General features: G+C 70.6%; 13 protein-coding genes and 1 pseudogene. 5 read left to right on the top strand and 9 right to left on the bottom strand.

The window, feature by feature from the left end:
* Positions 1–78: 78 nt before the first annotated feature.
* Both ACZ4UU_RS03835 and ACZ4UU_RS03830 read right to left on the bottom strand, forming a co-directional pair.
* Positions 79–1,056, bottom strand: a complete 978-nt coding sequence (locus ACZ4UU_RS03835; protein ID WP_468036283.1) for an aldose epimerase family protein — start codon at positions 1,054–1,056, stop codon at positions 79–81.
* Positions 1,057–1,066: 10 nt separating this feature from the next.
* Positions 1,067–1,957 (bottom strand): SGNH/GDSL hydrolase family protein, encoded by an 891-nt coding sequence (locus ACZ4UU_RS03830; RefSeq protein WP_468036282.1) that lies wholly within the window; start codon positions 1,955–1,957, stop codon positions 1,067–1,069.
* 256 nt (positions 1,958–2,213) lie between these two features.
* Here ACZ4UU_RS03830 and ACZ4UU_RS03825 point away from each other — a divergent pair, with 256 nt between their 5' ends.
* Positions 2,214–2,708, top strand: a complete 495-nt coding sequence (locus tag ACZ4UU_RS03825) for a DUF3145 domain-containing protein (protein WP_468036281.1) — start codon at positions 2,214–2,216, stop codon at positions 2,706–2,708.
* Between the two features lie 66 nt (positions 2,709–2,774).
* Here ACZ4UU_RS03825 and fabF read toward each other — a convergent pair whose 3' ends face one another.
* The 5 genes from fabF to fasR form a co-directional block, all read right to left on the bottom strand.
* Positions 2,775–4,046 carry a beta-ketoacyl-ACP synthase II gene (fabF, locus tag ACZ4UU_RS03820; protein ID WP_468036280.1) on the bottom strand — a complete coding sequence of 424 codons (1,272 nt, stop codon included), beginning with the start codon at positions 4,044–4,046 and terminating at the stop codon, positions 2,775–2,777.
* Between the two features lie 84 nt (positions 4,047–4,130).
* Positions 4,131–4,379, bottom strand: coding sequence for an acyl carrier protein (locus tag ACZ4UU_RS03815; protein WP_004001566.1), 249 nt, complete (start codon positions 4,377–4,379; stop codon positions 4,131–4,133).
* 111 nt (positions 4,380–4,490) lie between these two features.
* The gene (locus tag ACZ4UU_RS03810) at positions 4,491–5,522 is read right to left on the bottom strand and encodes a beta-ketoacyl-ACP synthase 3 (protein WP_468036279.1); all 1,032 of its coding nucleotides are present in this window, start codon (positions 5,520–5,522) and stop codon (positions 4,491–4,493) included.
* A 14-nt stretch (positions 5,523–5,536) separates the two neighbouring features.
* Positions 5,537–6,475 (bottom strand): ACP S-malonyltransferase, encoded by a 939-nt coding sequence (locus ACZ4UU_RS03805; protein WP_468036278.1) that lies wholly within the window; start codon positions 6,473–6,475, stop codon positions 5,537–5,539.
* Between the two features lie 89 nt (positions 6,476–6,564).
* Positions 6,565–7,770: a fatty acid biosynthesis transcriptional regulator FasR gene (gene fasR / locus ACZ4UU_RS03800; RefSeq protein ID WP_468036277.1), complete on the bottom strand. Its 1,206-nt coding sequence runs from the start codon at positions 7,768–7,770 to the stop codon at positions 6,565–6,567.
* 726 nt (positions 7,771–8,496) lie between these two features.
* On the opposite strand from fasR, the gene ACZ4UU_RS03795 reads away from it, so the two are divergent.
* Together ACZ4UU_RS03795 and ACZ4UU_RS03790 are read left to right on the top strand one after the other, a co-directional pair.
* A complete protein-coding gene (locus tag ACZ4UU_RS03795) occupies positions 8,497–9,150 on the top strand; it encodes a pirin family protein (protein ID WP_468036419.1) in 654 nt (217 codons plus the stop codon).
* Between the two features lie 24 nt (positions 9,151–9,174).
* A pseudogene (locus ACZ4UU_RS03790) lies at positions 9,175–9,589 on the top strand (MMPL family transporter); the annotation flags it as partial.
* On the opposite strand, the gene ACZ4UU_RS03785 reads toward ACZ4UU_RS03790, so the two are convergent.
* Together ACZ4UU_RS03785 and ACZ4UU_RS03780 are read right to left on the bottom strand one after the other, a co-directional pair.
* Positions 9,561–10,376 (bottom strand): serine hydrolase domain-containing protein, encoded by an 816-nt coding sequence (locus ACZ4UU_RS03785; protein ID WP_468036276.1) that lies wholly within the window; start codon positions 10,374–10,376, stop codon positions 9,561–9,563. The pseudogene ACZ4UU_RS03790 and the gene ACZ4UU_RS03785 sit on opposite strands and share 29 nt — an antisense overlap.
* Positions 10,377–10,395: 19 nt before the next feature.
* Positions 10,396–10,866, bottom strand: a complete 471-nt coding sequence (locus ACZ4UU_RS03780; protein ID WP_468036275.1) for a GNAT family N-acetyltransferase — start codon at positions 10,864–10,866, stop codon at positions 10,396–10,398.
* Between the two features lie 96 nt (positions 10,867–10,962).
* On the opposite strand from ACZ4UU_RS03780, the gene ACZ4UU_RS03775 reads away from it, so the two are divergent.
* Together ACZ4UU_RS03775 and ACZ4UU_RS03770 are read left to right on the top strand one after the other, a co-directional pair.
* Positions 10,963–11,463, top strand: a complete 501-nt coding sequence (locus ACZ4UU_RS03775) for a MerR family transcriptional regulator (RefSeq protein WP_468036274.1) — start codon at positions 10,963–10,965, stop codon at positions 11,461–11,463.
* Positions 11,460–12,473, top strand: coding sequence for an aldo/keto reductase (locus tag ACZ4UU_RS03770; protein ID WP_468036273.1), 1,014 nt, complete (start codon positions 11,460–11,462; stop codon positions 12,471–12,473). The genes ACZ4UU_RS03775 and ACZ4UU_RS03770 overlap by 4 nt, the downstream gene beginning before the upstream one ends.
* The last annotated feature ends 216 nt before the right edge of the window (positions 12,474–12,689 follow it).

Raw genomic sequence — 12,689 nt, 5'->3', positions numbered from 1 at the left:
AGAAGTACCCCAGGAACAGCCCCGGCCCGGGTCCTGACGCCCGGGCCGGGGCTTTGGCCTCTCCCCGGCCCTGCGGGCTCAGCGGGCCGAGAAGCCGTACACCGTCTGTGAACGGAACACCTCGCCCGGGCGCAGCACCGTGGACGGGAACTCGGGCCGGTTCGGGGAGTCCGGGAAGTGCTGGGTCTCCAGCGCGATGCCGTCGCCCGGCGCGAACGGCTCGGTCAGATGGTCGGCCGTGTACAGCTGCAGCCCCGGCTCGGTGGTCGCCACCGACAGCACCCGCCCGGTCGACGGGTCGTACAATTCGGCGACCTCCTGCGCACTCCCCGTCACCCCCTTGTCGAGCACGAAGTTGTGGTCGTACCCCGCACCGACCTTCCGCGCCTCACGGAAGTCGAACCGCGTGCCCGCGACCTCCGCCGGCGCGCCGGCCGGAATGAGGTCCGCGTCCACCGGGGTGAACCGGGAGGCGGCCAGCCGCAGTTCATGCCCGCCCGCGCTCCCCGCCCGCGACCCGGCCAGATTGAAGTAGCTGTGGTTGGTCAGGTTCACCACGGTCGGCGCGTCCGTCACCGCCTCGTACGCGATCCGCAGCGCCCCGTCCGCGTCCAGGGTGTAGGTCACCGAGACGTCCAGACGCCCCGGGAAGCCCTCCTCGCCGTGCGGACTGACCCGGCTGAGCCGCACACCGTGCTCGACCGGCGCCACCTCCCACACGCGCTTGTCGAATCCGCGCCCGCCGCCGTGCAGGGAGTTGGGCGGATTGTTCGGGTCGAGCGCGTACGTCAGACCGTCCAGCGAGAACCGGCCGCCCGCGATCCGGTTGGCGTACCGCCCGATGAGAGCACCGAGATAGGGCCCGGGGTGGGAGAGATACCCGTCCAGGTCGGCGAAGCCCAGCACCACGTCCGCCGGGTGACCGTCCCGGTCCGGCACCTCCAACGACTGCACGATCCCGCCGTACGACAGCACCCGAACCCGGACGCCCGCGCGCTCCAGCGTCCAGCGATGGATCTGCGTACCGTCGGAAAGTGTGCCGAAGTGTTCGCTCATGAGCGGAACACTAGTTCGTGATCCTCTGGTAGGCGATCTCGGCCAGCCGTGCCTGACCGTTCACACTCGGATGGAACCAGTCCCACTGGCTCAGCTGCTCGGCACCGAACCGGAAGTCGTACACCGCGCCCTCGTCGAACCGGCAGTGCCGGTCCTTCGCACAGACCTCCTCCAACACCTTGTTGTACGCCTCGACCCGCCCCTGCACCGTCTCGCGCCGCTGGTTCGCCGCCGTGGACAGCGACTCGGCGTCGCCCAGCATCGACGGACAGATGCCCAGCTTCCACACCTGCCGGCCCACCGGACTGGTCCGGCCCTGCTCCCACAGCCGCATCAGGTTCGGCACGCTCGCCACGTACACCTGCGTCTTCGGCAGCGCCTCCCGCAACGTGCCCATGGCGTCCTCGAACTGCGTGCGGAAATCGGCCACCGACGTCATGGCGTCCGTCGTGTCCCGGCAGGCGTCGTTCGCCCCCGCCATCACCGTGACCAACTCCGGCCTGTGCGCCACCGCCCGCGCCATCTGCCCCGGCACGTCCGCCATCCGCGCCCCGGTCACCGCGTGGTTCCAGCTGCGCTCCGCCGCTTTCGCCTTCCCCAGCAGCCGAACGGCGAGACTGTCGACCTGCGGACTGCCGCCGGTCGCCCACGACACCTCCGGGCAGTCCGACAGGACCGTACAGGCGTCGAAACCGGTCGTGATGGAGTCGCCGACAGCCGCGATCGACGCCGGAGCGCGGTCCCACGCCGGCGTCGGCTTCGGCGACGGGCGCGCGCTCCCCGCCTCGGTGCCGGACGGCGCCGGGGAGTTGCCCCCGACGGCGTCACAGCCGGCCACGCCCAGCACGGTCGCGGTCACGGCGGCGAACACCGCGCGCGAAAGGTGCCGTCGCTTCGGCATCCGTGGTCCATCCCCTCGCTCGGCCCCGTCATTGGTTTCCAACCCATGACAACGCACGAGGGTTCCCATCCCGCTCATGCAACGGCTCACACCCGTACAAGCGTCCTGCCGGGTGAATGGCGGGCGTTTCGCGGCACCGGGACCGACGGTACGTCACACTCCTTGCGCCGCCGCACGGTAGCCTCGCCATCAACGTGGCCGTCCGGCCACTATCGTCCGCCAGTTCGCAAGATGTCCGCTCTGCCCGGAGGTCCCGGTGACGACACGTGGAGTTCTGTACGTGCACTCCGCGCCGCGCGCGCTGTGCCCGCACGTCGAGTGGGCCATCGCCGGGGTGCTCGGCACGCGCGTCAACCTCGACTGGATCCGGCAGCCCGCCGCGCCCGGCACCTGGCGCTCCGAGTTCTCCTGGCAGGCCGAGGCCGGCACCGCCTCCAAGCTGGCCTCCGCCCTGCGCGGTTGGCATCTCCTCCGCTTCGAGGTCACCGCCGAGCCCTGCCCCACCGCCGAGGGCGAGCGCTACAGCTGCACCCCCGACCTGGGGATCTTCCACGCCGTCACCGGCATCCACGGCGACATCCTCATCCCCGAGGACCGCCTGCGCGCGGCCCTGACCCGCTCCCAGCGTGGCGAGACCGACCTGGAGGCAGAGATCGCCAAGCTGCTCGGGAAGCCGTGGGACGACGAGTTGGAGCCGTTCAGGTATGCCGGTGAGGGCGCGCCGGTGCGCTGGTTGCACCAGGTGGTCTGAGGCTTGGACACGTGAAGGGGCCCCACCTCGAAAGGTGGGGCCCCTTCACGTACGTATGGACGTGGCTCAGATCGTCCTGAACGCCAGCACCACGTTGTGGCCACCGAACCCGAACGAGTCGTTCAGCGCGGCGATCCGCCCCTCGACCGGCAACTTCCGCGCCTCCCCACGGATGACGTCGGCATTCGCCTCGGCCTCCGGGTCGAGGTTCTCGACATTGATGGTCGGCGGAGCCACCCGGTGGTACAGCGCGAGCACCGTCGCGACCGTCTCGACACCACCCGCACCACCCAGCAGATGCCCCGTCATCGACTTGGTGGCCGAGACGGCCATGTGGTCGGCGTCGTCACCGAACACCTTCCGCAGCGCCTTCAGCTCGGCGATGTCACCGGCAGGCGTCGACGTCGCGTGCGCGTTGACGTGCACGATCTCCGCCGGGTCCAGGTCGTTGCGGTCCAGCAGGTTCTGCAGGGCCTGCGAGATACCGCGGCCCTCGGGCTCGGGCTGCACGATGTCGTGCGCGTCGGCGGAGATGCCCTGCCCGACCGCCTCCGCGTACACCCGGGCCCCGCGCCTGGCGGCGTGCTCGGCGGACTCAAGGACGATCACGCCGGCGCCCTCACCGAGGACGAAGCCGTCGCGGGCGACGTCGTAGGGACGCGACGCGCCCTGCGGGTCGTCGTTGTTCTTGGACATCGCCATCATGTTGCCGAACGCGGCGATCGGCAGCGGGTGGATCGCCGCCTCCGTGCCACCCGCGACGACGACGTCGGCGCGGCCGGTGCGGATCATCTCGATGGCGTAGCCGATGGCCTCGGCGCCCGACGCGCAGGCGGAGACCGGCGTGTGCACGCCCGCACGGGCGCCCACGAGCAGGCCCACGTTGGCGGAGGGGCCGTTCGGCATCAGCATGGGGACGGTGTGCGGGGAGACGCGGCGGACGCCCTTCTCCTTCAGCACGTCGTACTGGTCGAGCAGGGTCGTCACGCCGCCGATGCCGGAGGCGACGACCGCGCCGAGGCGGTCGGGGTCGATGTTCGGGTCCTCACCGGCCTTGGCCTCGAACCCGGCGTCCTTCCACGCCTCCTGCGCGGCGATCAGCGCGAACTGCGCCGAACGGTCCAGGCGGCGGGCCTGCGGCCGCGGGATGACCTCGGTCGGCTCCACGGCGACCGGCGCGGCGATACGGACCGCCTGGTCGGCGGCCCACTCCTGCTCCAGGGGCTTGACGCCGGACTTGCCGGCGATCAGGCCCTCCCAGGTAGAGGCTGCGTCGCCACCCAGCGGTGTGGTTGCGCCGATACCGGTGACGACCACGGTGCGATTGGTCGGGCTCACGGGAATTCTTTCTCCAAGGAATGGGGATTCAGCGGCGCCACCGCCGGGTGGCGGGGCAGTCAGCCCAGAAGCGTGATCGGAAGATCAGCCCTGGTGCTTGAGGATGTAGTCGGTCGCGTCGCCCACGGTCTTGAGGTTCTTGACGTCCTCGTCCGGGATCTTCACGTCGAAGCGCTCTTCGGCGGCGACGACGACCTCGACCATGGACAGCGAGTCGACGTCCAGGTCGTCGGTGAAGGACTTGTCCAGCTGGACGTCCTCAACCGGGATGCCGGCGATCTCGTTCACGATGTCGGCGAGACCGGCGACGATCTCTTCCTGAGTGGCGGCCATCTTGGCGCTCCTTCGTTGTTGTTCAGGTTGTTCAGCGAGTTTTCGCTTCCGCCGCGGCAGCGACGGGTGGTGCGGTTCCCGTACCGGCTCACAAGATCCGGCACGGAGTGCCTAGGGGAGAGTAACGACCGTCGCGGCGTATACGAGACCCGCCCCGAATCCGATGACTAGCGCGGTGTCGCCGCTCTTCGCCTCGCCGGTCGCCAGGAGCCGCTCCATCGCGAGCGGGATCGAGGCGGCCGAGGTGTTGCCGGTGGTGCGCACATCGCGGGCGACCGTGACGTGCTCCGGCAGCTTCAGTGTCTTCACCATCGAGTCGATGATCCGCTCGTTGGCCTGGTGCGGAATGAAGACGTCCAGGTCGTCCGCGGTGATCCCGGCCGCGTCCAGCGCCTGCTGGGCGACCTTCGCCATCTCGAACACGGCCCAGCGGAACACCGCCTGGCCCTCCTGCGTGATCGCGGGGAACTTGACGTTTCCCTCGCTGTCCAGCGGGAGCTTGGAGACATCGCCGATCCGGAACTGGTCCCACGGCACCGTCTGCTTGATCGTCTCGGACTTGTCGCCCTCGGAACCCCACACCGTCGGACCGATGTGCGGCTCCTGCGAGGGGCCGACCACGACCGCGCCGGCGCCGTCGCCGAACAGGAACGCCGTGGCCCGGTCCTCCAGGTCGGTGAGGTCGGACAGCCGCTCCACACCGATCACGAGAACATACTCGGCGCTGCCCTCGACGATCATGCCCTTGGCGAGGGTCAGACCGTAGCCGAAGCCCGCGCAGCCGGCCGAGATGTCGAAGGCCGCGGCCTTGTTCGTGCCGAGCTTGTCGGCGATCTCGGTGGCGACGGCCGGGGTCTGCCGGAAGTTCGACACGGTCGAGACGATCACGCCGCCGATCTGCTCGGCGGAGATCCCGGCGTCGGCGATGGCCTTGCCGGACGCCTCGATCGACATCGCGGCGACGGTCTCCTCGTCGTTCGCCCAGTGCCGCGTCTCGATACCGGAGCGCGAGCGGATCCACTCGTCGGACGAGTCGATCTTCTCCAGGATCACCTCGTTCGGCACGACCCGGGTCGGGCGGTACCCGCCGACGCCGAGGATGCGCGCGTACGGGGCGCCCTTGCTGGGCTTCAGCTTCGCCATGCTCGGGCTCCTTGTCAGGCGCTGTGCTCTGCGATGAGCTCGCGAGCAGCGTCCAGGTCGTCGGGGGTCTTGAGCGCCAGGGTCGTCACACCCGGCAGTGCGCGCTTGGCCAGACCGGTCAGCGTGCCGCCCGGGCACGCCTCGATCAGGGCGGTGACGCCGAGCTCCTTGAAGGTCTCCATGCACAGGTCCCAGCGGACCGGGTTGGCGACCTGCCCGACGAGACGCTCCAGCACCTCCGCGCCGGCGGCGACCGCCCGGCCGTCCTTGTTGGAGACGTAGGTGACCTTCGGATCGGCGGGCACGAGCTCCTTGGCGGCCTCGGCCAGCTTCTCGACCGCGGGGCCCATGTGGTGCGTGTGGAACGCGCCCGCGACCTTCAGCGGGACGACCTTGCGCACCCCCTCGGGCTTGTCCTCGTTCAGCGCGGCGAGCTGCTCCATCGTGCCCGCGGCCACGATCTGACCGGCGCCGTTGATGTTCGCCGGGGTCAGGCCGAGCTTCTCCAGGTGCGCGACCGAGGTGTCCGGGTCGCCGCCGAGCAGCGCCGACATACCGGTCTCCGTGATCGCGGCGGCCTCGGCCATGGCCAGACCCCGCTTGCGTACGAGGGTCAGCGCGGCGGTGTCGTCGAGGACGCCCGAGTAGGCGGCAGCGGTGATCTCACCGACGCTGTGGCCGGCGACGGCCCCGGGCGCGCCCGCCGCGTCAGCGGCAAACGGGTAGGCACCCAGTGCCGCGGCGGACAGGATGCCGGCCGCGACCAGCAGCGGCTGCGCCACCGAGGTGTCCCGGATGGCGTCGGCGTCGGCCTGCGTGCCGTAGTGGACGAGGTCCAGTCCGATGGCGTCGGACCACGCGGCGACGCGGTCCGCGGCACCGGGGAGTTCGAGCCAGGGAGTCAGGAAGCCGGGCGTCTGGGCGCCCTGGCCGGGAGCGACGAGTACGAGCACTCTCACACTCTCTCTTGGGGACGGGCACGGCCGCCCGTGGGGACAAGGACGAAGAACACGAGGGGGTTTTGTGGGCCCCCGACAAAACCCTAGAGCTGAAGATCGCCGTCGACCAGACGCCCCAGGATCAGCGCGATCCGCAGAGTGAACGCGGAGCGTACATCGGAAGGCGACCAGCCGGTGACGTCAGTCACACGTCGAAGCCGGTAGCGCACGGTGTTGGGATGCACGAAGAGCATCCGTGCGGCCCCCTCCAGGCTGCTCGCCTGCTCCAGATAGACCGAGAGCGTCTCCAGCAGAGCCGACCCGGCCTCCTCCAGCGGTCTGTAGATCTCCTCCACCAACTGCTCACGCGCACTGGGATCCCCGGCGATGGCACGCTCCGGCAGCAGATCGTCCGCCAGCACCGGCCGCGGCGCGTCCTGCCAGGCCGAACACGCCTTCAGCCCGGCGGCCGCGGCCTGCGCGGACCGGGTCGCGGCCAGCAGATCGGGTACGACGGGCCCCGCCACGACCGGCCCGGCCGCATACGGCCCGATCAGCGACTTGGCGACGGCGATCGGATTGTCGCTGCCGCCCGCGATCACGACCAGCCGGTCCCCGAGCACCCCGGTCAGCACCTGGAGCTTGGCGTGCCGGGCGGCCCGCCTGATGGCCTCCACGGTCAGCTCGCTGTCCCCGTCGGGCGCCGTACCGAGAACGACACAGACGTGCTCGGGGGAGTTCCACCCGAGCGCGGCAGCCCTGCTCACCGCCCCCTCGTCGGCCTCGCCGCTGAGCACGGCGTTGACCACGAGCGACTCCAGGCGGGCGTCCCAGGCACCGCGTGCCTCCGCGGCCTGGGCGTACACCTGGGCGGTGGCGAAGGCGATCTCACGGGCGTAGACCAGCAGGGCCTCGCGCAGGACGCTCTCGTCGCCGGGGGCGGCGACCTCGTCGATGGCCGACTCCATCACCTCGATGGTGGTGCGCACCATCTCCACGGTCTGGCGGAGCGTGATGGCACGGGTCAGCTCACGAGGCGCGGTCCCGAAGACATCGGTGGAGATCGCCTGGGGCGCGTCGGGACGCCGGAACCACTCGGTGAAGGCGGCGATACCGGCCTGGGCGACCAGACCGATCCAGGAACGGTTCTCCGGGGGCATGGCCCGGTACCACGGCAACGTCTCGTCCATCCGCGCGATGGCCTGCGCGGCCAGCGAACCGGAGGACTTCTCGAGCCGCTTCAAGGTCGCGGAGTGCGGGTGGACGTCGTGCGCGGCGGGTTCGGACTTACGGGCTACGGGTTCGGGCACGGGGACAAGACTGCCTTATCGGGACGGGGGTGGGTGTCGGAGGGGGTTGTGGTTGGGGGGTTGTGTGGCTCGGTGGGCTGTGTTGTGCCTTTGGGGGTGGGGTGCTGAATTTCTTGCTTCGTTCGCCTACGGGGCGCCTTGTGCCGGTGTCGAGAGGGCGATCGTGCTCGACCCTTCGGGCCTGCGCGCGTTCGCCCTCTCGACACCGGCGCGCCCCTACGGCTCTCTTCGCGGCCGGTGTCGTGGGGACAGCGGAGGTTGGTGGGCTCTTACCCGGCACCATGGCGGAAACGGGGCGCGCCCCCAGCCCGCCCAGCGTTCGAGGGCGGGGCACTGTCATCCCTGGACCCCATCCCCCCCGCAGGGGGCTGCCCTACGTCGGGCGCGACCACTTCCGACGCCGGGCTGGGCACCCCCAGCCCGTCCGACGTCCGAGAACAAGCCCGTCCCAAGCCCCAGCCACCCGCAGGTGGCTTTGCCGGTCCAGTGACCCTCAGCTTGCCCGGCGTCCGAGAACAGGGCCGTCCCCCCCCAGCCCGTCCGGCGTTTGAGGACGAGGCCGTTCAGGCCGATGGGGGTCCAGGGGGCGGAGCCCCTTGGCGGGGTCGAAGGGGCGGAGCCCCTGGGGATGGGACGGGTAGGGGCGGCGGGGGCGAGGGAAAAGGGTGGAGGGCGTCGGCGTCAGGGTCCGGCTGTGCGGCCCGGCAGGGATACCGTGGGGCCGTGATCGATGTACGGCGCGCCGCGGAGCGCTACCCCGGAGGGGACCCGGCAGCGGGGATCTCGTCGCGCCACGCCTTCTCCTTCGGACCGCACTACGACCCCGACAACCTCCGCTTCGGCGCGATGATCGCCTGCAACGAGGAGCACCTCGAACCCGGCGCCGGATTCGACGAGCACCCGCACAGCCACACCGAGATCGTGACGTGGGTGGTCGAGGGCGAGCTCACTCATCGGGACTCGACGGGGCACGAGACGCGGGTAGGACCCGGGGACGTACAGCGGCTCAGCTCTGCCGGTGGCGTGCGGCACGTCGAGCGCAACGACGCCGAGGTGCCCCTGACCTTCGTCCAGACCTGGCTGGCCCCGCTGGCACCGGGCGGCGACCCGGCGTACGAGATCGTCCACGGCATCGCGGACTCCACGCCGTACGCCGTCCCGGAGGCGGGCACGATGCTCCATGTGCGGCGGCTGGCGGCGGGGGAGCGGACGGCGGTGCCGGACGGGGCCTATTTGTACGTGCACGTCGTGCGGGGTGCGGTGCGGCTCGGCGGGGAAGAGCTGGGCGCCGGGGACGCGGTGCGCATCACCGGTGCCGAGGGGGTGGAGGCGGTGGGGGTGAGCGCGGCCGAGCTGCTGATGTGGGAGATGGCCGGGTAGCGGCAGGTGGTGGTGGGGCTCGACCTGACGGTCTTCCGCGGCCTGCTGGTCGCCGTGAAGGCGGCCGTCCTGAACGTCCTGTCCATCGCGGCCTCGTACGGTGTCGTGGTCGCCGTCTCCCAGCGGGGCTGGGGCGGGCCCGCGCTGGGGGTGCACGGCAAGGTGCCCATCAGAGCTATGTGCCGATGATGATGTTCGCCATCATCTTCGGGCTCAGCATGGACTACGAGATCTTCCTGCTGTCCCGGGTGCACGAGGCGTCGTCGACGCCACGGTGGTCCGGCTGCTGATGGTGCCCGCCGTGCTGACGCTGCCGGGCAGACACTCCTGGTGGACGCCCCGGTGGCTGGACAGGATCCTGCCGCACGTCGACACCGAGGGGGCCGGCGAGGCCCTCGGCACGGGCGGGGCTACAGCTGGGCGCGCACCGCGTCCGTGAACGGCGGCCACACCTCGACCGCCCACGGCCCGAACGCCCGGTCCGTCAGCGCGACACAGGCGGCGCCCGCGTCGGGGTCGATCCACAGGAACGTCCCCGACTGCCCGAAGTGCCCGAAGGTGCGCGGCGAGGACGAGGCGCCCGTCCAGTGCGGCGACTTGCCGTCCCGGATCTCGAAGCCGAGCCCCCAGTCGTTGGGGTTCTGATGCCCGTACCCCGGCAGCACGCCCTTCGTCCCCGGGTACTGCACGGTCATCGCCTCGGCGACCGTCCGCGGGTCCAGCAGTCGCGGCGCCTGCACCTCCGCCGCGAACCGCAGCAGATCCTCCACGGTCGACACCCCGTCCTTCGCCGGGGAGCCCTCCAGCGACGTGGCCGTCATCCCCAGCGGCTCCAGGACCGCCTGCCGCAGATACTCCGCGAACGGAATGTCCGTCGCCTTCGCGACATGGTCCCCGAGCTGCTCGAACCCGGCGTTGGAGTACAGCCGCCGCTCCCCGGGCGGCGCCGTCACCCGATGCTCGTCGAACGCCAGCCCCGACGTATGCGCCAGCAGATGCCGCACGGTCGCCCCCGCGGGGCCGGCCGCCTCGTCCAGCTCGACGGCCCCCTCCTCATAAGCGACGAGCACCGCGTAGGCGGCCAACGGCTTGGTGACCGAGGCCAGGGGGAAGCGCTGCCCGACGGGCCCATGGGTGCCGAGGACGGTCCCGTCCGCCCGTACGACACCCGCCGCAGCGGTGGGAACCGGCCAGTCTTCGATCAGCGCGAGGCTCTGCAAGGACATGCCCACGAGCCTAAGCGGCTCAGAGCTTCAGGATCATCGTGGGGTCCGGCTTGTGGACGAAGCCGAGGGACGCGTAGAGCGGCTCGGCCTCCGCGGACGCGGTGAGCATGACCTGCCCGGCGCCCCGCTCGCGGAACCACAGCAGCAGTTCGTCCATGCACGCGCGCGCGTACCCCCGACGTCGGGCCTGCGGATCGGTGGCGACGCTGAAGACGTACCCCGCCAGCCCGCCCGGATTGCCCGCCTTCCCGATCCGGTAGTCGATCGTCCCGACGACCAGCGCCGCCAGTGCCGCCGGCCGGTCCGGGTGGTCGACCACGAACGCCGCGAAGGCCCCGTTCGCCTCGCCCAGCTTCCCCCGCAGCACCGGCAGGGAGTCCGTGTGCCAGTCCGTTGAGCTGTCTCCGCCGGGCACTGCGTCGATCATCACCTGGCGCAGACGCAGCACCTCCTCCGCGTCCTCGGCCCTGGCGCGACGTACAAGACTCATGCCCGCACGCTAGCCCCGACGATCACACCATGTCCCATGCTTTTCTTACCGTTTCCGCTTGCTTGGAGCGCACTCCAAGGTCATAGCGTTGAGCGCATGACGGTGATGGAGAGCACGAGTACCAGGACCGACAGCTGTGCCGCCCCGCCGCATCCGCACCGGCGGCCGGAGGGCCAGGACAGCTACACGATCAGCGAGGTCGTCGCCTTCACCGGTCTGACGGCCCACACCCTGCGCTGGTACGAGCGGATCGGCCTCATGCCGCACATCGACCGCTCGCACACCGGCCAGCGCCGCTACAGCAACCGCGACCTGGACTGGCTCGACCTCGTCGGCAAGCTGCGCCTCACCGGCATGCCGGTCGCCGACATGGTCCGGTACGCCGAGCTGGTGCGCGAGGGCGACCACACGTTCGGCGAGCGCTTCGAACTGCTGGAGACGACCCGCCGCGACGTCCTCGCCCGGATCGCCGAGCTCCAGGACACGCTGGCCGTACTCGACCGGAAGATCAGTTTCTACGCGGACGCGGGTCGTCTGTACGAGCAGGACAAGACGTACGAGCAGAACAGCACGGAGAAGGTGGAGAAGGCCGGATGACGGACAGCAGGATCGCGACGGCACGACTCGGCGCGACGGGCCCCGAGGTCGGCGTCCAGGGACTCGGCTGCATGGGCATGAGCTTCGGGTACGGTCCCTCCGACGCGGACGCGTCCAGGGCGACCTTGGAACGCGCGCTGGAACTGGGCGTCACGCTGTACGACACGGCGGACGCGTACGGGGCGGGGGAGAACGAGAGGTTCCTGTCGCCGTTCTTCAAGGCGCACCGGGACGAGGTCGTCATCGCCACGAAGTTCGCGCTGGCGATCCCGCCGGACGACCCGACCCGCCGGATCATCCGCAACGACGCCCCGTACATCCGCCAGGCCGTCGAGGCGAGCCTGCGCCGTCTGGACGTCGACGTGATCGACCTCTACTACATGCACCGCCGGGACGTGAACATACCCATCGAGGAGACCGTCGGCGTGATGGCCGACCTGGTCCGCGAGGGCAAGGTCAAGCACCTGGGCCTGAGCGAGGTGACGGGTGAGGAACTGCGTGCCGCGCAGGCCGTCCATCCCATCGCGGCCGTGCAGTCGGAGTGGTCGCTGTTCAGCCGCGACATCGAGGCGAGGGTGGTCCCGACGGCCCGTGACCTGGGTGTCGCCCTCGTTCCGTACTCCCCGCTGGGCCGGGGCTTCCTGACCGGATCCTTCGCCAGTGCCGAGGACCTGACGGCCGGTGACTTCCGCCGCCAACAGCCCCGTTTCACGGGCGAGAACGCGACGACGAACGCCGCGCTGCTGACCCCGATCCGCACGGTCGCCGAGGCCCACGGCTCCACCCCGGGCCAGATAGCCCTGGCCTGGGTCCAGCAACAGGCAGCCCTGCACGGCCTCCCCGTCATCCCCATCCCGGGCACCCGCAAGCCCACCCGAGTGGAGGAGAACACAGACGCGACCCGAATCGCCCTGGGCGAGGAGGACATGAAGCTCCTGGAACCGATCGCAGCACAGGTAGCAGGAGACAGGTACGCAGACATGCGCTTCGCGTCGGCGGGCAGGGAGTAGAGCTTTCGGCGAGCGCGGTGCAGAGGCCTGGCGGGCTGATGGTTGAGGCTTTGGCGGGCGCGGGGTGGATGCTTGGCGGGCCGCGGGTAGAGGTTTTGGCGGGCGCGGAGTAGCGATCTTTCGGCGGCCGCGGGCCAGAGGCTTTTAGGGGCGCGGGGAACTGCGCGACCAGCCACACACGACCCGCACCCGCCACCCGACCGAACCCGGCAGACG

It is taken from the genome of Streptomyces sp. NPDC028907, from assembly GCF_055564995.1.
Note: the sequence above shows the minus strand (reverse complement) of the source record. Positions and strands in the feature narration are given on the sequence as shown.